General features: G+C 62.8%; 16 protein-coding genes. 3 read left to right on the top strand and 13 right to left on the bottom strand.

All coding sequences use genetic code 11. From position 1 onward, the window contains the following. The first annotated feature begins 55 nt into the window (after window positions 1-55). Window positions 56-2,842, top strand: a complete 2,787-nt coding sequence (gene polA / locus Q0X62_RS12045; RefSeq protein WP_297736019.1) for a DNA polymerase I — start codon at window positions 56-58, stop codon at window positions 2,840-2,842. Window positions 2,843-3,061: 219 nt separating this feature from the next. Here the strand turns inward: polA and gyrB are convergent, their stop codons facing one another. The 5 genes from gyrB to Q0X62_RS12020 form a co-directional block, all read right to left on the bottom strand. Next, complete coding sequence (gene gyrB / locus Q0X62_RS12040; RefSeq protein ID WP_366946154.1) at window positions 3,062-5,467, bottom strand: DNA topoisomerase (ATP-hydrolyzing) subunit B; 2,406 nt, start codon at window positions 5,465-5,467, stop codon at window positions 3,062-3,064. A 129-nt stretch (window positions 5,468-5,596) separates the two neighbouring features. Further along, window positions 5,597-7,276 (bottom strand): glycosyltransferase family 39 protein, encoded by a 1,680-nt coding sequence (locus Q0X62_RS12035; protein WP_297736013.1) that lies wholly within the window; start codon window positions 7,274-7,276, stop codon window positions 5,597-5,599. Further along, a complete protein-coding gene (locus tag Q0X62_RS12030; RefSeq protein ID WP_297736010.1) occupies window positions 7,273-8,049 on the bottom strand; it encodes a glycosyltransferase family 2 protein in 777 nt (258 codons plus the stop codon). Before Q0X62_RS12030 ends, Q0X62_RS12035 begins: the two co-directional genes overlap by 4 nt. Before the next feature lie 93 nt (window positions 8,050-8,142). Beyond that, complete coding sequence (locus tag Q0X62_RS12025; protein ID WP_297736008.1) at window positions 8,143-8,766, bottom strand: LysE family translocator; 624 nt, start codon at window positions 8,764-8,766, stop codon at window positions 8,143-8,145. Between the two features lie 65 nt (window positions 8,767-8,831). Next, window positions 8,832-9,470, bottom strand: a complete 639-nt coding sequence (locus Q0X62_RS12020; RefSeq protein WP_297736006.1) for a TetR/AcrR family transcriptional regulator — start codon at window positions 9,468-9,470, stop codon at window positions 8,832-8,834. Window positions 9,471-9,574: 104 nt separating this feature from the next. On the opposite strand from Q0X62_RS12020, the gene Q0X62_RS12015 reads away from it, so the two are divergent. Beyond that, window positions 9,575-10,345, top strand: a complete 771-nt coding sequence (locus tag Q0X62_RS12015) for a CPBP family intramembrane glutamic endopeptidase (RefSeq protein WP_297736004.1) — start codon at window positions 9,575-9,577, stop codon at window positions 10,343-10,345. Window positions 10,346-10,381: 36 nt separating this feature from the next. Here Q0X62_RS12015 and recF read toward each other — a convergent pair whose 3' ends face one another. From recF to mutM, 7 genes are all read right to left on the bottom strand, one after another. Then, window positions 10,382-11,554 (bottom strand): DNA replication/repair protein RecF, encoded by a 1,173-nt coding sequence (recF, locus tag Q0X62_RS12010; protein ID WP_297736001.1) that lies wholly within the window; start codon window positions 11,552-11,554, stop codon window positions 10,382-10,384. Continuing rightward, a complete protein-coding gene (dnaN, locus tag Q0X62_RS12005; RefSeq protein WP_297735999.1) occupies window positions 11,551-12,669 on the bottom strand; it encodes a DNA polymerase III subunit beta in 1,119 nt (372 codons plus the stop codon). The genes recF and dnaN overlap by 4 nt, the downstream gene beginning before the upstream one ends. Before the next feature lie 193 nt (window positions 12,670-12,862). Further along, a complete protein-coding gene (gene dnaA / locus Q0X62_RS12000; RefSeq protein ID WP_297735996.1) occupies window positions 12,863-14,308 on the bottom strand; it encodes a chromosomal replication initiator protein DnaA in 1,446 nt (481 codons plus the stop codon). A gap of 490 nt (window positions 14,309-14,798) precedes the next feature. Further along, entirely contained in the window at window positions 14,799-15,065 is a 267-nt protein-coding gene (gene rpsT / locus Q0X62_RS11995; protein WP_297735993.1) for a 30S ribosomal protein S20, read from the bottom strand. Window positions 15,066-15,174: 109 nt separating this feature from the next. After that, window positions 15,175-15,951: an enoyl-CoA hydratase gene (locus Q0X62_RS11990; RefSeq protein ID WP_297735991.1), complete on the bottom strand. Its 777-nt coding sequence runs from the start codon at window positions 15,949-15,951 to the stop codon at window positions 15,175-15,177. Window positions 15,952-16,069: 118 nt separating this feature from the next. Continuing rightward, on the bottom strand, window positions 16,070-17,002 hold the full coding sequence (locus Q0X62_RS11985) for a TraB/GumN family protein (RefSeq protein WP_297735989.1): 933 nt from the start codon (window positions 17,000-17,002) through the stop codon (window positions 16,070-16,072). A gap of 101 nt (window positions 17,003-17,103) precedes the next feature. Continuing rightward, the gene (gene mutM, locus Q0X62_RS11980) at window positions 17,104-17,967 is read right to left on the bottom strand and encodes a bifunctional DNA-formamidopyrimidine glycosylase/DNA-(apurinic or apyrimidinic site) lyase (protein WP_297735986.1); all 864 of its coding nucleotides are present in this window, start codon (window positions 17,965-17,967) and stop codon (window positions 17,104-17,106) included. A 278-nt stretch (window positions 17,968-18,245) separates the two neighbouring features. On the opposite strand from mutM, the gene Q0X62_RS11975 reads away from it, so the two are divergent. After that, on the top strand, window positions 18,246-19,052 hold the full coding sequence (locus Q0X62_RS11975) for a class I SAM-dependent methyltransferase (RefSeq protein WP_297735983.1): 807 nt from the start codon (window positions 18,246-18,248) through the stop codon (window positions 19,050-19,052). Here Q0X62_RS11975 and Q0X62_RS11970 read toward each other — a convergent pair. Continuing rightward, window positions 19,049-19,459 (bottom strand): hypothetical protein, encoded by a 411-nt coding sequence (locus tag Q0X62_RS11970; protein ID WP_297735980.1) that lies wholly within the window; start codon window positions 19,457-19,459, stop codon window positions 19,049-19,051. The genes Q0X62_RS11975 and Q0X62_RS11970 overlap by 4 nt on opposite strands. Window positions 19,460-19,493: the final 34 nt, after the last annotated feature.

The following is a 19,493-nucleotide window of genomic DNA, read 5'->3' as shown; positions in this document are numbered from 1 at the left end:
CTAGTCTCGCGGCTGACTGATTTGCCCGCCTGACCTTCCGCCCGGAGACTTGCCCATGGCCACGACCAAACCCGTCGACGAGACCAGCCACGTCTATCTGATCGACGGGTCGGGCTATATTTTCCGGGCCTATCATGCGCTGCCGCCGCTGACCCGGTCGGACGGGACGCCGGTCGGCGCGGTGCAAGGCTTTTGCAACATGTTGTGGAAGCTGTTGGAAGACCTGAAGGGGGAGGACCAGCCCTCCCACCTGGCGGTGATTTTCGACCATTCCGGCAAGTCCTTCCGCAATGAGCTCTACGACCAGTACAAGGCGCACCGCCCGCCGGCGCCGGAAGACCTGGTGCCGCAATTCTCCATCATCCGCGATGCCACGCGTGCGTTCGGCACGCCCTGCATCGAGCTGGAAAATTACGAGGCCGACGACATCATCGCCACCTATGCCCGCCAGGCCGAGGCCAAGGGCGCGGATGTCACCATCGTCTCCTCGGACAAGGACCTCATGCAATTGGTGACCGACAAGGTCTCCATGTTCGATGCCATGAAGAACCGTCGCATCCAGGCCCCGGAAGTGATGGAGAAATTCGGGGTCGGCCCGGACAAGGTGATCGATATCCAGTCGCTGGCCGGCGACAGTGTCGACAATGTGCCCGGCGTACCGGGGATCGGCGTGAAGACCGCGGCCCTGCTGATCAATGAGTATGGCGATCTCGACACGCTGCTCGAGCGGGCCGGCGAGATCAAGCAGAAGGGGCGGCGCGAGAAACTTCTCTCCCATGCCGAGGATGCCCGCATTTCCCGCGATCTGGTGACGCTGAAGCTCGACGCGCCGATGCCGGAAAAGCTGGAGGAGTTCGGTCTCGCCGAGCCCGACCCGGACGTGCTCGTCCCCTTCCTGCGCGGGATGGAGTTCCGCTCCTTCACCCGCAAGGTGGAAGAGGCGCTGGGTGGCCCGCCGGCCGATGAGACCGGCGACGCCACGGCCCCGATTGATCGCGACAAGTATGAGTGCGTGACGACGATGGAGGCGCTCGAGCGCTGGATTGAAAAATGCCGCGAGGCGGGTCAGATCGCGGTCGATACCGAGACCGATGCCCTGTCCTCGACCGCCTCCGGCCTGGTCGGCATCTCGCTCGCCACCGCTCCCGGTGAGGCCTGTTATATCCCGCTCGCCCATGTCGATCCGGACGGGTCCGGCGACATGTTCGACACCGGCGAGGCGCCCGAGCAGATCCCGATGGATGCCGCGCTGGAGGCGCTCAAACCGCTGCTGGAGGATCCGGGCGTCCTCAAGATCGGCCAGAATTTCAAATATGATCTCGGCGTGCTGTCGCGCTATGGCATTGATGTCGCGCCCTATGACGACACCATGCTGATCTCCTATGTCATGGAGGCCGGCCTGCACGGGCATGGCATGGACGCACTGGCCGAGCTTCACCTCGGCCATACCTGCATCCCCTTCAAGGAGATTTGCGGCACCGGCAAGAACCAGATCACCTTCGACAAGGTGCCGCTGGACAAGGCGACGCTCTATGCCGCCGAGGATGCCGACATCACGCTTCGGCTGTGGGAGATTCTCAAACCGGCCATGGTCGCCAAGAAGATGGCCACGGTTTACGAGACGCTGGAACGCCCGATGGCCGATGTCCTCTCCAGGATGGAGCGCACGGGCATCAAGGTCGATCCGGACCAGCTGAACCGCCTTTCCTCCGACTTCGCCCAGAAAATGGCTGCTGCAGAGGCGGAAGCGCATGAAGCCGCGGGCCGCGACTTCAATGTTGCGTCACCGAAACAAATCGGGGAAATCCTGTTTGGAGAGATGGGCTTACCGGGTGGCAAAAAGACCAAGACCGGGGCCTGGTCGACCGATGCGGCGGTGCTCGATCAGCTCGCCGCCGAGGGTCATGCCCTGCCGGTCGCGCTCCTGGAATACCGGCAATATGCCAAGCTGAAATCGACCTATTCCGACAGTCTCTTCGCCCATATCAATCGCGACACGAAACGGGTCCACACCTCCTTCTCGCTTGCCGCGACCACAACCGGGCGCCTGTCCTCGACCGAGCCCAATCTGCAGAATATCCCGATCCGCACCGAGGCCGGTCGCCAGATCCGCGAAGTCTTCATCGCCGAACCCGGCCATGTCCTGGTTGCCGCCGACTATTCCCAGGTCGAGCTGCGCCTGCTGGCCCATATCGCCGACGTTGAAAGCCTGAAACAGGCCTTCCGCGACGGCACCGATATTCACGCGATGACGGCTTCGGAAGTCTTTGGCGTGCCGATCGAAGGCATGGATCCGATGGTTCGGCGCAAGGCCAAGGCGATCAATTTCGGCGTCATCTACGGCATTTCCGCCTTCGGTCTGGCCAACCAGATCGGCGTCAAACGGGATGAGGCCAAGGCCTTCATCGATGCCTATTTCGAGAAATTCCCCGGCATCCGCGCCTATATGGATGAGATGAAGGCCAAGGCCGCCGAGACCGGCTATGTCGAGACCATTTTCGGTCGCCGCTGCCATTTCCCCGGCATTCGCGACAAGAACCCCAATATGCGCATGTTCGCCGAACGCCAGGCCATCAACGCCCCCATCCAGGGCTCAGCCGCCGACGTCATCCGCCGCGCCATGATCCGCATGGACGACGCGCTCAAGGCCGCCAATCTCGACGCGAAAATGCTGCTGCAGGTGCACGACGAACTGGTCTTCGAGGTGCCGGAAAACCAGGCGGACGATTTGATCGGGCTGGCCTCAAAGGTGATGGGCGAGGCCTGTGCGCCCGCGCTGGAACTGAGCGTGCCGCTGGTGGTGGATGCGAAGGCGGGGATGACCTGGGGTGAGGCTCATTAGGGGGCTTCTTGAGCGCACGCCCCCTTGTCATCCCGGCCGGATAGCCCGCGTAGGCGGGCTGCAGAGCCGGGACCTATATCTCGACGGGCATATGGGTCCCCGATCTCCGCCCCGCTTTCGCGGGGCATGCGTCGGGGATGACAATCATAGTGTGGTTGGAACAAAAAACGCCCGCCTGGGCAGACCAGGCGGGCGTTTTTCGTTCAGATATCGGAGACGCTAAGCGTCCACTTCCGCTTCCAGCGCGTGTTCCTGGATGAAGTCTCTCCGCGGTTCGACGACGTCGCCCATCAGCTTGGAGAAGAGCTCATCGGCGGTGTCGGCATGGGTGACCGAGACCTGCAGAAGTGAGCGGGCATCCGGGTCGAGCGTGGTTTCCCAGAGCTGGCCGGGGTTCATTTCGCCCAGACCCTTATAGCGCTGGAATTTCATGCCCTTGGCGCCGGAGACGATGACTTCGTCGACCAGCTCGCGGGGCGAGTTGATGGTGACCGGGCCGGATTTGGGCACGAAACTGGCCGGGCCGGCATAATCGCCGGCGATGGCGACGGCGCGCTCATTGAGGCGTTTGGCGTCCGGGCTGGCGCGCAAATTGCGGTCGAGCACGACGGTTTCGGTCACGCCGCGCACTTCGCGTTCGAAGATCAGATTGCCGTCCTCTTCATCGAGGTGACCACCCCAGGTGTCCTCACCTTCATCGGCGAAGGTGTTGAGACGGGCCGCGGCGTCACGAATCCCGTCTTCCGAGGGTTCCGGCACCAGCGCGCCGGCGAGGGCAGCGGCTTCCAGAGCAAAGCCCGGCGCACGCGCGACCATGCGGTCGATGGAGAGCTTGACCTGTCGGGCCGCGGCTACCCGTGTGGTCAGATCCTGACCGGTGACGACTTCGCCGTCGTGCAAGGTGAGATGCGCGTCTGACGCCCCCTCCTCGATCAGATAGGCATCCATCTCGGCCTGGTCCTTCACATAGCGTTCGGACCGGCCCTTGGTGATTTTGTAGAGCGGCGGCTGGGCGATGTAGAGATAGCCACGCTCGATCAGCTCCGGCATCTGACGGTAGAAGAAGGTCAGAAGCAGGGTGCGGATATGGGCGCCGTCGACATCGGCATCGGTCATGATGATGACCTTGTGATAGCGCAGCTTCTCGTAATTGATCTGGTCGCGGCCAATGCCCGTGCCCAGCGCCGTGATCAAGGTGCCGACCTGTTCCGAGCCGAGCATCTTGTCGAAGCGGGCCCGCTCGACATTGAGGATTTTACCGCGCAGCGGCAGCACGGCCTGGTTTTCCCGATGGCGCCCCTGCTTGGCAGAGCCGCCGGCTGAGTCACCCTCGACGATGAAGAGTTCGGACTTGGCCGGATCCTTCTCCTGACAGTCGGCGAGCTTGCCGGGCAGGGAAGAGATTTCCAGTGCCGACTTGCGCCGGGTCAGTTCGCGCGCCTTGCGGGCGGCTTCGCGCGCCGCAGCAGCCTCGATGATCTTGCCGACCACCATGCGCGCTTCCGCCGGGTGTTCCTCGAACCATTCCGTCAAGGCCTCGCCCACCGCACCTTCAACGGCCGGACGAACTTCTGACGAAACCAGCTTGTCCTTGGTCTGGGAGGAAAATTTCGGATCCGGCACTTTCACTGACAGGACACAGGTCAGGCCTTCGCGGGCATCATCACCGGAGATCGACACCTTGGCCTTGGAGGCCTGGCCCGAGGACGCCGCATAGCTGTTGATGACACGGGTCAGCGCGCCGCGGAAACCGGCCAGGTGCGTGCCGCCGTCGCGCTGCGGGATGTTGTTGGTGAAGCAGAGGACATTCTCGTGATAGCTGTCATTCCACTCCAGCGCCGCTTCCACCGTCACACCATCACGCTCGCCGGTGATCAGGACGGGCGGCATGAAAATGGGTGTCTTGTTGCGATCGAGATGGGCGACGAATTCCGCGACGCCGCCTTCATAGACCATGGTGTCGGAGTAGAGCTCGGCCTCGCGCTCGTCGCGCAGGGTGATCTTGACGCCGGAATTCAGGAAGGCGAGCTCGCGCAGGCGGTGCTGCAGCGTTTCGCGGTTGAATTCGGTCATGGTGAAGGTGTCTTCCGACGGCATGAAGCGCACTTCCGTGCCCTTCTGACCCGGCTCGGCATCCCCCATCACCTTGAGATCTTCCTCGGCATCACCGCGACGGAAGCGCATCCAGTGGGTTTTGCCATTGCGCCAGATGGTCAGGTCCATCCAGTCCGACAAGGCATTCACCACCGAAACACCGACACCGTGAAGACCGCCGGACACCTTGTAGGAATTCTGGTCGAACTTCCCGCCGGCATGGAGCTGGGTCATGATGACCTGGGCCGCCGAAACGCCCTCCTCCTGGTGGATATCGGTCGGGATACCGCGACCATCATCACGCACCGAGGCCGAACCATCGGCGTGGAGCGTCACCAGGACTTCCGAACAATGGCCTGCCAGCGCTTCATCGATCGCATTGTCGACGACTTCATAGACCATGTGATGAAGACCCGAACCGTCATCGGTATCACCGATATACATGCCCGGGCGCTTGCGCACGGCGTCGAGCCCTTTGAGGACCTTGATCGACTCCGCGCCGTATTCCTGATTCGCTTGTTCCGTCATGATTTTGTTGTACAGGTTTCGCGGCTTTGTGACCACTCGCGCGCACACGCGTACGCACGCGCGCACGCGTGAGTCACCTCAGGGGCACACAGACCCGCGAAAGCGGCGCAAACCCTTGCTCAGAAACGATTTCTACTCACCATTCGCAACACTGTCCCCGCCGCGATAAAGGGTGAGACTCATCGTGTCGCCATTCGAGTAATTCTGCCCCTCGATCACGGCCAGCGCATCAAGGCTCAAACCGCGCGATTCGACCTGTGCGAGAAAGGCCTCCGCCTCGCTGGAATCGATCAGCGCCAGGGTGCAGGCCGTGTCGTCAGCGAGCGTGTCCGCGGCGTCCGCCGGACCGGTCGCCAGGTGCGTGTCGTAGGGCCCCTGGAGATAGACCAGGGAGGGCTCACGATAGGCGGAAGTAACGAGGCGCGTCGGGGCGCAGTCTCCGTGCGCGTCCACGGCTGCCACGACACGGGGCGTCAGGAAAAGCGTGTCGAGACGCGGCAGGGTTCCGGCGTAGACGGTCACCACCGAGAGACCACCCGCGACAAGGCCAGCGGCCAGTGCCTTGGGTTTGCGACCTGTGAGATAGAGGCCAAGCGCGGCCAGGGCCGGAACAAGGATGGCCACTCCCGCCGCGATCAGAACCGGAGAGAGACGCCCCTCCGACCATTGCATCATGGCCGCGCCAAACGCGGCCACGAAACCGCTCGTGACCAGCCAGACAACCGCGTAAAGGCCCGCCGCGATGCGAAGCCAAAGCGGGGCCTGCTTTTCACCGGGCTGGAAGATCGCCGCCACCGCGAGGCAGGCCATCGCCGGGTAAAGTGGCATGACATAGTGCGGGAGCTTGGTGGCGATCAGCTCATAGGCGATCCAGGCTGGCACGATCCAGGCGATCAGATAGCGGGTCGCCGGCTCCGCACGTCGGGTCCAGGCCGACCAGATCGCAAACACGAAAAAGAGCGAGCCCGGCCAGAAGCTGAGCGAGAGCAGGCCGAGATAATAACCCGGTGGACCGGCGTGGGATTGTTGGCTCTCACCGACCTTTCCCATCAGGCTGTCGCCCACCGCCTCGGCATAGAAACCGCCGTCCGAAACGATACCGATGGCGATATACCAGGGCAGGGCTATGGCCAGAAAGAGCGGTACACCCCAGAGGGGTTTCAGCGCGCCCAGCCAGCGCAGCTTTCGATCCCAGATCAGCAGCGCGAGAAGCGTCAGGCCGACGAAGAGCAGGATGATCGGCCCCTTGATCATCATCCCGCCGCCGAGCGCCGCCCAGAACAGGGCCGGTCGCCACCAATGGCCCTTCGGCTCGAGATAGATCCGCATCAGGGCGAGGTGGGCGGCCGTAATGGTGGCGAGCAATACCGCATCCGTCTTGGCGATGCGGGCCTCGAACCCGACCGCGAAGGCGGTTGCGACCAGCAGGGCAGCGCCATAGCCGGCATGGCGCCCAAAGAGCCGCGTCGCGATGGCGCCGGTCATCAGGACCGCCGCGAGGATGCCTAGAAAGGACGGGATCCGATGCGCCCAGATCTCCCGGTCATCGCCGGTTCCGGTTACCGCGACCGCCAGTGATTGCAGCCAGTAAATGCCGGCCGGCTGCAGATAGCGCTGCTCTTCCTGGAAGCGGATATCGATAAAATCGCCGCTTTCCAGCATCTGGCTGGTTGCGACCGCATAACGCGACTCGTCGCGATCCACCGGTGGCAAGGAGGATATTCCGGGCAGAAGGACCAGGGCGGACAACACCACCAGGATCAGCCAGTCTTTCCAGCCCAGCCGGTCGGTGCCCGAAAGCTTGGTCGTCACGACGAACGCTCTTCGATCCGCCCTGGCGCCTTGGTCCGGCGAACCAGCCAGATCACGCCCATCGTGTCGAAAATGCCGACGAAGGCTCGCCCGAGATTGGTGTATTTGGACTGGCCGGCATGACGGGCCCGGTGACGCACCGGATGATTGATCAACGGGTGCCCATAGCGCTGGAAGAGCGCCGGCAGGAAGCGGTGCATGCCCTCGAAACAGGGCAGGAGCAAGAAGCTGTCGCGGTCGAATATCTTTACGCCGCAGCCCGTATCGGGACAATGATCGCCCAGCACGGTGGCGCGAAATCCATTGGCGATACGCGTGGCAATCAGGCGCGAAACCGGGTCATTGCGGCGCACGCGCGTGCCAGCCACCAATGGCGCAGTGCCATCGGCAGCCCAGGCTTTCTCGAGCATGTCCGGCAGATCGGCCGGGTCGTTCTGCCCGTCGCCGTCCAGCGTGGCGATCCACGGCGCCCGCGCGGCGAGCACGCCGGAGCGCACGGCCTGTGACTTGCCGCAACGCCGGTCATGGCGCACGAGGCGAACACGGTCATCGGCATCGGCAATGCCCTGCAGAATGTCCGGCGTGGCATCGGTCGAACCATCATCGACGAAGACGATTTCAAACGCGCCGGCGCGTTCCATCTCACGCAGCACTTCCTCGCAGACCGCGGCGACATTCTCCGCCTCGTCCAGCACGGCAATGACAACGGACGCACGCAGTTCGCTGCCCGACCTGTCCGGCCGACGAAAGTCCGTGGAGTTCAGCTCGCTCATGAAACAGCCCTGATAATGTGGCGGGGAGTGTGTGCCGCTTTGGCGGCAGTTTCAAACCTGAATGCGGTGCAGTCACAAAACTGCCTGTTGGCGCTAGCGCAGGACAAGAAGGATAGCGATACCGGTCATGACACAGCCGGTGATAATGTCCGCGCCGCGCCGCACCTGCGGTGTCGACATCCAGTTGCGGGCCCGATGCGCGAGGCCGATATAGAATCCCGCCGTCGGCACAGCCATCGCAACCATGATTGTCAGCATCAGCAAATAGCTCGGCGGGGTGATCGCCTCGAGCGGGATAAAGGCGGGGACCAGGGTCAGGTAGAAGACAATCGGCTTGGGATTGGAGAGCGGCATGGCGATACCGGCGATGAAGGTCGCGATCCACCCCCGTTTCGAGCCGACCTTGAAGACCGGTCTGGGCCGCGCGCCCGTCCAGGCACTCCAGAACGCCTTGTAAGCCATCCAGCCCAGATAGAGCACGCCCACAATCTTTGCCACGAGCCAGAAGGCGGAGAGCTGAGTCGCGATAGCCGACAGGCCTGTGACGGCCAGGGTGAACCAGAACATGTCGCCGAGCAGGATGCCGGCGCCATAAAGCGCCGCATGCCAGGGACCCGTATCCAGTGTGCGCGCGATCATCGCCGCAATCCCCGGCCCCGGAGTCAGGAACAGGACCAGAAGGGCTCCGGCAAAAAGAAGAAGAGTTTCCAGCGTCATTGGGTTCCGCGTGCAGCGCAGATCCGGCTATAGACTGAAACCTGCCGGGAGGTCGAAGCTTCGCCTCAGTCGGCGGTTGTGAGATAGCCATACATGGTGTCGGCGATGGCCGAGACGAACTGCTTGTCGGGGATGGTCAGGATGACGGCAGCACCTTCCTCGCGGTAAAGGGCGCGCTCGATCGGCAGGGTGTTCATCAGATAGGTGAACATCTGCGCGGCCTCGTCCGGGTCGGAGCGCTTCACCTCGTCCCCGAATAAACGAAGCAATTGGCGGCCGGATTCCCGCGCCAATTCCAACAACTCCTCCCAGTCATCACCGACCAGGTCGGGCCGTATCCGGGCATAAAGGTGCGCGGCGCGAACCAGATATCCATCGCGCTGCAGGAAGGACCAGCCGGTTTCGCAAGCCGCTCGCAACGTCGCGCGCAACCCGATCGCCGGATCGATCTCGAGCCGCCCCTCATTGGCCGTGAACTCGCCAAGGCGCGCCCGGTAAAGCTCGAAAATGACCGGGATGAACGCATCCTTGTTTTCAAATCGGCGATAGACCGCCCCCACGGACAGGCCGGCAGTCTCGGCCAGCTCGGCAATCGTGATGTCTGCGAAGGACTTTTCACGCAGGCAGGTATCGAGCGCCTGCACCAGCTTGTCCCGGGTTTCACGCGAACGCGCCTGCCGTGTTGGTCGCACGCCTTGACTCATCTCAATCTCGCCTCTAAATGTGAACGCGAATTCGCATTCGCATAACGTATCTCACTGATCGCATGCCGATCCGGCGGCGGTCAAGCCAGACAGGGAGTATAATCATGGAAATACTGGTCCAATCCCCCGCGCTTCTCGTCGGCCTCGGTGCCGCCGCCCTCGTCATTTTGATCGGGATCGCCCGAGACCTGATATACCGGGCCAATCCGGAGCGCAAACGTGGCTCCACAATGACCCAGTATCGCAATACAGCCGCCTCTCTGTGGGGATTGTGCCTGGTTTGCCTGGTCTGTTGGAGTCTGTCGGGTCAGCCTTTGGCCGACATGGGCCTGACATCTCCGACCGGTTGGCAAGCCTGGCTGGTCTGGGGCCTCGCCGCGGCCTCAATCGCCTATCTGTTCTATTCCGCAATCACCACAGCGCTGGATCGCGCCACCCGCATCAAGCTACGCGCCGATTTCGCCCAGGCCGAGGGTTTCGACCTGATCCGCCCACGCACCACAGCAGAACATATCGGCTTTCAAGGCCTGTCCATCACTGCCGGGGTGACCGAAGAGATCATCTTCCGCGGCTTTCTGATTTCCACCCTGGCATTGGCCATGCCGGTCTGGGTCGCAGCGCTGATCGTTGTCGGCGTCTTCCTGGTGGCGCATGCCTATCAGGGCGTGTCCGGCATGTTGCGTATCCTGCCCATCACCGTATTCATGACAGCCGTCTTCCTGATTGGCGGATCGCTGTGGCCAGCCATTCTGATCCATATCGCCGTCGATGCCGGCGCCGGGCTCCTGGTCGCCATTGTCGATGCGCATCGCGATGCCGATGAGGCCCATCAGGACGCGGAGACTGCATCGGATGCGAACGCGCTCCCGGCCTGATCCAGGTCACGGAAACCGGGTGGCCGGCGGCGGCTGTCAGACCAGGTCGATACGCCCCGCCTCCACCTCGCCATACTGGATCCGTGAACCGAAAGGCTCAAAGAGCACACGCTCCACACCGGTGAGCCAGGCCTGAGAGCCCGAGGCCAGGATTTCACGGGCCAGGCCTTCTCGCCGGGTCGCATCAAGATGGGCACAGGCCTCGTCGAGCAATAGCAGCGGGGCAACGCCCCATTGACGACCGAGAGCCCGCGCCTGGGCCAAGGCCAATGTCAGGATGAGCGCTTTCTGTTCGCCGGTCGAACAATCGCCGGCTGGCTGGTCCTTTCCGCGGTGTCGCGCCAGCAATTCGGTCCGGTGCGGGCCGCGTGTGAGCGTGCGCCCGACAGCGCTATCACGGCGACGCCCCTCGCGTAGCGCCAGCACGAAACGGTCCTCGGCCTCGCCCGCAGTGAGGCCGTCGGCGAGATCGGCCTCCACAGCGCCATCCAGCGCGAGGTCGGCCTGAGGAAAGACCCCTTCCGGGCGCTGGTCGATCTCGCCCTGCAACCGAATCAACGCATCCAGGCGCGCGGCCGCCATGGCCACGCCATGCCCGGCCATCTCGACTTCGATGGCGCTGAGCCAGGCCGGATCCTGCCCGCCCTCATCGAGCAGGCGCTGGCGCCGCATACGGCTTTTCTCATAAGCGGTGGCTGCGTCGGCATGGGCCGGATCGGCGGCGTGGACCAGGCGATCAAAGAATTTCAGACGGTCAGCGCGCGGGCCGGCGAAAAGCCGATCCTGGGCCGGCGTCAGCCAGATCATGGGCAGGAGCCGGGCAAGCGCGTTCTGGGCCGCGGGCTCACCATCAATCCGGGTTTCTCGCCGGGCACTGCCCCGCGCTCCGACACCCAGCCGGTACCCGCCATCCCGTGTGTCAGCCTCGGCAAAGACCGCCCATTCCGCTGCCACGTCATTGCCGGACTTTCTCGCCACGCCATCTGCACCCGCCGAACGCAGACCACGCCCCGGCGCAAGGAAAGACAAAGCCTCGAGCAAATTGGTCTTGCCGGCCCCATTCTCGCCAAACAAGGCCACCGGAGCGGCGCTGAGCTCCAGATCGAGATCGGCATAACTGCGAAACCCGGTCAGGCGCAAACGACGAACCGCCGCAGGCGGAACCGGCGGCGGTGTGTCAGGTCTTGGGGTGTCGGCGGCGCCCGTCACACCCGCAGCGGCATCAGCACATAGAGCGCGTCCGGATCACCACTATCGGTGACCAGAGCCGGCGAGGCGGCGTCGGCGAAATGGAAACGGGCTTCATCGCCCTCGATCTGGGAGGCGACGTCGAGCATGTAGCGGGCGTTGAAGCCGATCGCGAAACCTTCATCCGAATAGGACACGGCGAGCTCTTCCTCGGCCTGCCCGCTTTCCGGGTTGTTGACTGCAAGCGTGAGGGCATCGGGGCCCAGCGACAATTTCACCGAGCGAGACTTCTCGACCGAAATCGTGGCCACACGATCCACGGCCTCGGCAAAGCGCTTGTTCTCGACCGACATCAGGCGCGTATTGCCGCGCGGAATAACCCGCTCATAATCCGGGAAAGCCCCGTCAATGAGCTTGGACGTCAGCACAGCCTTTCCAAGGCGGAACCGGATCTTGCCTTCGGAAACGGAGACTTCGACATCCTCATCGGCGTCTTCCAGAAGGCGTTTGACTTCCTGAACCGTCTTGCGCGGCACGATCACGCCCGGCATGCCGTCGGCCCCCTCGGGGAGATCCACTTCGGCGAGCGCCAGACGGACGCCATCCGTGGCCACGGCGCGCAGGGTCTTGCGACCATCCTGCTCGGCTGCGTGCAGGTGGATACCGTTGAGATAGTAGCGCGTCTCCTCGGTGGAGATGGCAAATCGGGTCTTGTCGATAAGACGGGCCAACTCGCGTGCGGGAACCGAGAAGCTGTGCTCAAGGTCCTCGGTGGGCATCACCGGAAAATCTCCCGGCGGCAAGGACGGCAGCGAGAAGCTTGAACGCCCGGCCTTCAGGGTCAGACGCGGGTCCCCGCCATTCAACTCCAACGTGACATCGGCGCCATCGGGAAGCTTGCGGGTAATGTCATAGAGCGTATGGGCCGGAGCCGTGACCAGACCTTCGCCATCACAACTCGCATCCGTCGTTTCGAGGATTTCGATATCCAGGTCGGTCGCCGCAAAGCTTGCCCCGTCGGGGCCGGCCGAGATCAGCACATTCGACAGGATCGGAATGGTGTTGCGCTTCTCGACCACGGCCTGAACGTGGCCCAAGGCCTTGAGGAGCGTCGCGCGCTCGATCGTCAGCTTCATATCTCGCGTTCCGCTTTCAACGTCTTCTGCGTCAGCTACCCGCATCTACGGCGAAGATCTTTGTTTGTCTTGACGGCACCGGACGCAAATCGCCCGATCCGTTCGGGATGGGTCAAAGAGGATACATGAATTCGCGCATTCGCAAGAGATTTATCCAGCGTTAACGCGAATTTCCGTCAATCCTGCGGAGCCTTCAACCCTGCAGTTCGCGCGTCAGTGCGTCGATCTCATCCGCGACCGGGTCTCCGGCCTCGATCATCTGGGTCACCTTGCTCACCGCGTGAATGACCGTGGAATGGTCGCGACCGCCGAAACGTCGGCCGATATCCGGCAGGGAACGTGTCGTCAAAGTCTTGGCCAGATACATCGCGATATGACGCGGGCGCACGACCGACTGGGTCCGTCGTTTCGAGCAGATATCCGCCGGTGTGATGCCGAAGGTCGTGGCCACAACCTTCTGGATTTCATCAACCGTCAGGCGGCGCTCGGAACTCAGTGAAAGTTCGCGCAACGCTGTTGATACCACTTCCATCGTCACGGGCTGACCGATCAGCGCGGTCCGGCAGATAACATTATTGAGCACACCCTCCATCTCGCGCGGGCTGGAGGTGATGCGAGCGGCGAGAAAATCTCGCACGGGCTCCGAAACATCAAACGTCGGGTAGTGGCAGGCCGCCTGGGCGATCTTGCAGTCGAGAATCTGGCGGCGCAGGTCAAGGTCCGGCTTTCCCAGGGGACAGGACAGGCCACCCGTGAGGAGGGAGCGCAGGCGCTCATCCTGCATCTGCAATTCGGCCGGCGGCTTGTGCGAGGCCAGGACTACCTGCTTGTTCTCGGCGACCAGCGCCGCAATCGTGTGCAGGAATTCATCCTCGGTCTTGGGCTTCCCGGCGATGAAGTGGACATCGTCTATCAGCAGGACGTCGACACCCCGCACGGTCTCCTTGAAGGAAATTGTGTCACGCGCCTTCATGGCGGTCACGAAGCCGGACAGGAATTCCTCGGCCGTCAGATAGAGCGCCTTGCGGGGCCGTGACGTGTTTTGGACTGCGGATGAGACGGCATGGAGCAAATGCGTCTTGCCGACCCCGTAATCGCCGTAGAAGAAGACCGGGTTGAAGGGCGGCGTCGCGGCACCGACCATGGTCCGTGCTGCTGCGGCGGCGACTTCATTGGCCGGACCGACGCGAAAACTGTCAAAGGTGAAGCGGGCATCGATGAGGGAGTCATCGGTGGCGTCATCGGAATCGGCGTCAGGCTGGGACCGCACTGGTCTTCCCGAACGCGCCGGCGCCGCCGGGCGCGCCGCGACCAGGGGTTGCGGCTCACGCTCCCCCTCGGACACCAGGAGAATCTCGCGATGCGTCGGGTCGAGTTCGGCCCAAAGTGCGCGAATTCGGGCACCCCAATGATCTTCCACCCAATCCCGATTGAAACTGCTCGGTGCAATAATGACGAGGGCACCGGTTTCGGCCAGGCGGACGCGCAAACGGGCAATTTCCTGCGAGTACAAAGCCGGCCCGCACTCCTCGCGAAGATGCGCGCGGACCTTGCGCCAGATCGCCGAAATACCCCCGGCGTCGAGCCCCTCTATGGTCGCCGCCTTAGCCTCGGAAACAGCCAGTTTGTTAAATGCCATCGTCGGTCACACTTTTGTTTTTCTCTCGCAAATGCGAAAGCTATGTGTTTGTAATTTTGGCAAAATCCCCCCGCTCGCAGCACTCCACCCAGTCGTGCAGCTTCCGGAAAATTTTCCGCATGGGAATAGTCGCCCTCAGAAGCCCTGAGGTTACTCCGAGGCCGGTTTTGGTCAACATGATTCAGCTTCCAAAATCCGAGATTCTTCGCTTGACACGGGAAATCCGTGACCGGACCGAAACTTGGAGTTTGTGACACATTAATGACAATTCATGTGGTCGTTTTTGTGAACCCTGTGCACCTGAATTCGGGACCTGTGGAACGACTCCAACTCGGTTTGGCAACCCTCCGTACGCAGATTATTTCCGTAAACCTCATCGTGCGGCAAGTGCGAAGAGATCACCGCGCCGGGTGATGCAAGTGCACAAAGAAATACGCCCGGGGCTTGTGCCCCGGGCGTATCAGAATTGCAGTCCGTAAAGCGGGTCGGATCAGGCCGACATCGACTTCACGCGGGCCGACAGGCGGGAGACTTTCCGCGAACCGGTATTCTTGTGGTAGACGCCCTTGCCGACAGCACGCATCAGCTCGGACTCAGCTTCGACCAAAGCGGTCTTGGCAGCAGCCTGGTCACCGGAGACGATCGCCATTTCGACCTTCTTGACGAAGGTCCGGACACGCGAACGACGCGCCTTGTTGACGGCCGTCTTGCGAGCGATCTTGCGGACCATTTTCTTGGCCGAGTTGGTGTTGGCCATGGATGTAAACCTCTTCATGCGGCCGGGACGATGTTCCCGGCGAAATCCGTGAGCGGCGGCGTATAGGCCCTTGCGGGCTGGGCGTCAACCGCCCTGTGTGTCTTGCCGCCTAGCGATGCTTGAAATGTGCAGCCCGTTTTTCGGCGAAGGCCGCCATGCCTTCTTTCTGATCTTCAAGCGCGAACTGTGACATGAACACCCGGCGTTCGAAGCGAACGCCTTCGGTCAGGCCGACCTCGAAGGAACGGTTTACCGTCTCCTTGGTCATCATGGCGACGGGCAGGGACTTGGCGGCGATGGCCTCGGCCGCTTCCATGACCACGTCCATGAAATCGTCTACCGGAACGACGCGCGAGACCAGGCCGGCACGTTCGGCCTCCTCGGCATCCATCATCCGACCCGTCAGGCACATGTCCATGGCTTTCGCCTTGCCGACCGCACGCGGCAGGCGCTGGGTGCCGCCAGCGCCCGGCATGACGCCCAGATTGATTTCGGGCTGGCCGAATTTGGCGGTCTCGGAGGCGATGATGAAATCGCACATCATGGCAATCTCGCAGCCACCGCCGAGCGCATAGCCGGACACGCCAGCGATGATCGGCTTGCGGAAACGGGCGACGGCCTCCCAGGTCTCCGCGAACGGGTCCTTATTGTAGAGGCCAACCATGTCGCGCGACTGCAATTCCTTGATATCGGCGCCGGCCGCGAAGGCCTTCTTCGAGCCGGTCAGGACAACGCAACCAATCTCGTCATCGGCTTCGCAGGCGGCCAGGGCCGCGGCCAATTCCGTGGTCAGCTCGTCGCACAGAGCATTGAGTGCCTCCGGGCGGTTCAGCGTGATGACGCCGACCCGGCCCTCGGTTTTGTACTGGATCGTCTTGTAGCCCATTTCGGTGCTCCATCTGACGGCGCGGAGGTCCCGCGCGGAAAAGCCGCGCCGCTATAACGCAGACGGAAGCGAGCGTCGATACCGGGTGCCCTGTTTGAGTCACCCGGCATCGAGCCGCTTACTGACGGGTAATGGTGTAACCCTCTTCCTGCAGGAGATGGATAACGCCGTCCTCGCCCGGCAGGTGCGCCGCTCCGACCGCGATGAAGACCGTGCCCTCACCGTCCATGATCTCGGCAATCTGCGGCACCCAGTTATGGTTGCGGGTCACGATGAGGGTCTCATAGACCTCCGGCGCATCCTCACGCATGCTGCCATTGATCATGTCTTCCAGCACCGCCATGTCGCCAGTCGCCCAGGCCGTCACCAACTCGTTGAGCTGGGTCGGCAGGTCAGCCATGTCCTCGAGTCCCTGGTCAAATGCCCGCACCTGCACGTCGTCAGGAACACCTGCGAGGAAGCGGATCTGCTCCTCGGCAGTCTCGAAATAGCCCAACTGCGTGTCGCCGCCGGCGATCAACGCAAGCAGGCCCGACTCTGCGCCGGCCGTAGGGTCAAGACCCAGCGCCTGCATCTGGGTCACCGCCAGCATCACCTGGGCCAGCCAGGGCCGCATCGGCTCCAGCATGGCCGGCGCGACGCCCAGCGTTGGCGCAAACTCGGCGAGCGCCGCATTGGCTTCGTCTGACAGGAGTGAGGAAAGGGTCACGCCAGGCGGATTGAGGCCGTACTGCATGACCAGTTGCTGCATCTGGCCCTGGGACTCCGGCGAATGCACATCGGCTTCCAGGTAGAGCGTATCGGCGCTCGCGAGCAGCGCCTCGACTTCATCCGTCCGCCAATCGAGACTGGCCGGCAGGATATGGAAGGTCCCGAAGATATAGACGTCGGAATCGGCATCGGAGAGATGCCAGATCGCGGGATCGGCCTCGAGGGTTGAATAATCTGGGGGCTGGGCAAGGGCGCTCGAAGCAAACAGGGCGCTGCCGGCAAGCAGGGCGGCACCGAGCGTGCCGGAGACGGCGCGACGCAGAAGGGAATGGGCTGACATGCAGTTTCCTCAAACAGACAATCGAAAGATGCGGGCAGGTTAGCCGCACCCGGCCGATTGGCTAGCGGGAAACGGCTGACCCGCTTCCCGCCCAAAATGTTTCAGCGCTGGCAAGTACTGCAGAACCAGGTCGATCGGCCTGACTGCACGATACGCTGGATGGCACCGCTGCATCCATCCGACGGGCAGGGCGTTCCGAGCCGGTCATAAACCCGGAAACGGTGCTGGAAATAGCCGAGCGAGCCATCGGTGGCAGCAAAATCCTTGAGCGAAGAACCACCCGCTTCAATTGCCTCGACAATGACTGCGCGCACGGCAGTCGCGAGCCGCTCGGCGCGCACGCCGGGGATAGAGGCTGCCGCCCGCCGCGGGCTTATGCCAGCACGGTGCAAAGCCTCACAGACATAGATATTGCCCAGCCCGGCAACGATGGACTGGTCCAGCAGGGCCGCCTTGATGGGGGTGCGCCGTCCGGCCAGGGCTGTCGACAGGTAGGGCCCGGAGAAATCATTCCCATGCGGCTCCGGCCCAAGCGCTGCGAGCACGGGATGCCCTGCCTCGGTCTCGGTCGGGAACAGGTCCATATAGCCGAAGCGACGCGGATCATTATAGCGCACCACGACCCCGCCCTCGGCCCGGAACACGACGTGATCATGCTTGGGCTTGGCTGGCGCCGCGTACACAAAATCGCCCGGCTGCGCCTCCGCCCCGTCGACTTCGATCGAAAAACGCCCGGACATGCCGAGATGGCCGATCATCGTCTCGCCCCCATCCAAACGCAGCAAGAGATATTTGGCCCGCCGGTCGATGCGCTCGATCCTTTGCCCCGTCAGTCGCTCGGAAAAACGGTCGGGGAAGGCAAAGCGCAGATTGGGGCGATTGACCTCAACCGCGAGCAAGCGGCGCCCCTCCAATGCCGGGATCAGGCCCCGGCGGACTGTTTCGACTTCAGGAAGCTCGGGCATGTTGGATGTGATACCGGTTCATATTCAATTGGCCACCTTATTGTCTCCCCGGGCAGGCTCGGCGTCCCATCTGTCGTGACCACCTGGGTGAGGTCACAGGTTTGACCACACCGCCTCCCGTCTGTCAGCTGTGATGATTAGGGCCTGACCAGGTCCCGCTGTCCGGCCGCTTCAGATCGGCGAGTGCCCAGTTCGTGCGCGCGCGGACACGCCCCTGCGACAAGAAGGACCGCCGTCATCGCTTTGCCGCAGGGTCGTCCGTGGCTATGTTGGCCATTATGAGCATCACCCAGACCAGACACGCGGGATCGGGATCATCCGACGAGACCGTCTCCTTCGGCTTCACCGATGTGGCACGGGAGGAGAAGGCCTCGCTTGTGCGCGGCGTGTTCGACCGGTCCGCGCGACGCTATGACCTGATGAATGATCTGATGTCGCTGGGCATTCACCGGGTCTGGAAAGACATGGTGATGACTCGCGCGAACCCGCAGCCGGGCGAATTGCACATTGACGTCGCCGGCGGCACCGGCGACCTGGCCCGCAGCTTCCTGGCCAAGGCTGATGCGATCGCCGAACGGCGCAGCAGCGACCGAAAAGCCCGAGCCATCGTGCTGGATATCAATGAGCAGATGCTGCGGGCCGGCGTGAAGCGCGGGCTGAAGCCGCACGAGCAAGGCCGTATCGACTGGCTCACCGGGAATGCGGAATGCCTGCCCCTGCCGGACCGCACGGCCCATTGCGTCACCATCTCGACCGGGATCCGCAATGTTACCGACCGCGCGTCAGCGCTGAAGGAAATGCGCCGCGTGCTCAAGCCGGGCGGGCGCTTCCTGTGCCTGGAATTCACACGCCCGACCAGCCGCGCCTGGGAGAAGATCTACGACGCCTGGTCCTTCAATGTGATGCCGGAGCTGGGCCATTACGTCGCCAAGGATCGCGACAGTTATCAATACCTGGTCGAGTCGATCCGCCGCTTTCCCAATCAGGACGATTTCGCGGACGAGCTTCGCACCGCCGGATTCCGCCGGGTCAGCTATACGAATTTCTCTGGCGGCATCGCCGCCCTGCATGTCGGCTGGGCCTAGCGCTTTTCGAGCGCAGCGCGTTGGTCTGCAAGCCAGGCCTCCGCCTCGCGACGGGTTTCAAACAGCGCCATTGGCGGCGAGTAGATCGCCGACCCCAGCGCCATCCAGTATTCCAGCGAGCTGCGCTGCAGGGCATTGCCGCAAACATGCGCGGAAAAGTTGGGGGCCTGACCGTAAAATTGCGCAATGACTGGCTGCAGCAGGGCGGCGGTTCGCTTGAAGTTTGAGGCCGTCAACTCACCCAGATCCGCATCGTCATAAAGGACAATTCGGTCACAGCGAGGCGTCCAACCCGGCCTGGCGACAAGTTCACGGATCAGCCGGGCGGGATCTTCCGGCTGCACCTCGCCTTTATACCGCACCACGCCCAGCTGCCGGTCGCGGTCAAACTCAATCCGGTGCTTCAAATCATCATTCCCCCGACAAACCACTCCAGGAGCA

Origin of the sequence: uncultured Maricaulis sp., assembly GCF_947259345.1 — a bacterium.
In the GTDB taxonomy this organism is placed as follows: Bacteria; Pseudomonadota; Alphaproteobacteria; order Caulobacterales; family Maricaulaceae; genus Maricaulis.
Note: the sequence above shows the minus strand (reverse complement) of the source record. Positions and strands in the feature narration are given on the sequence as shown.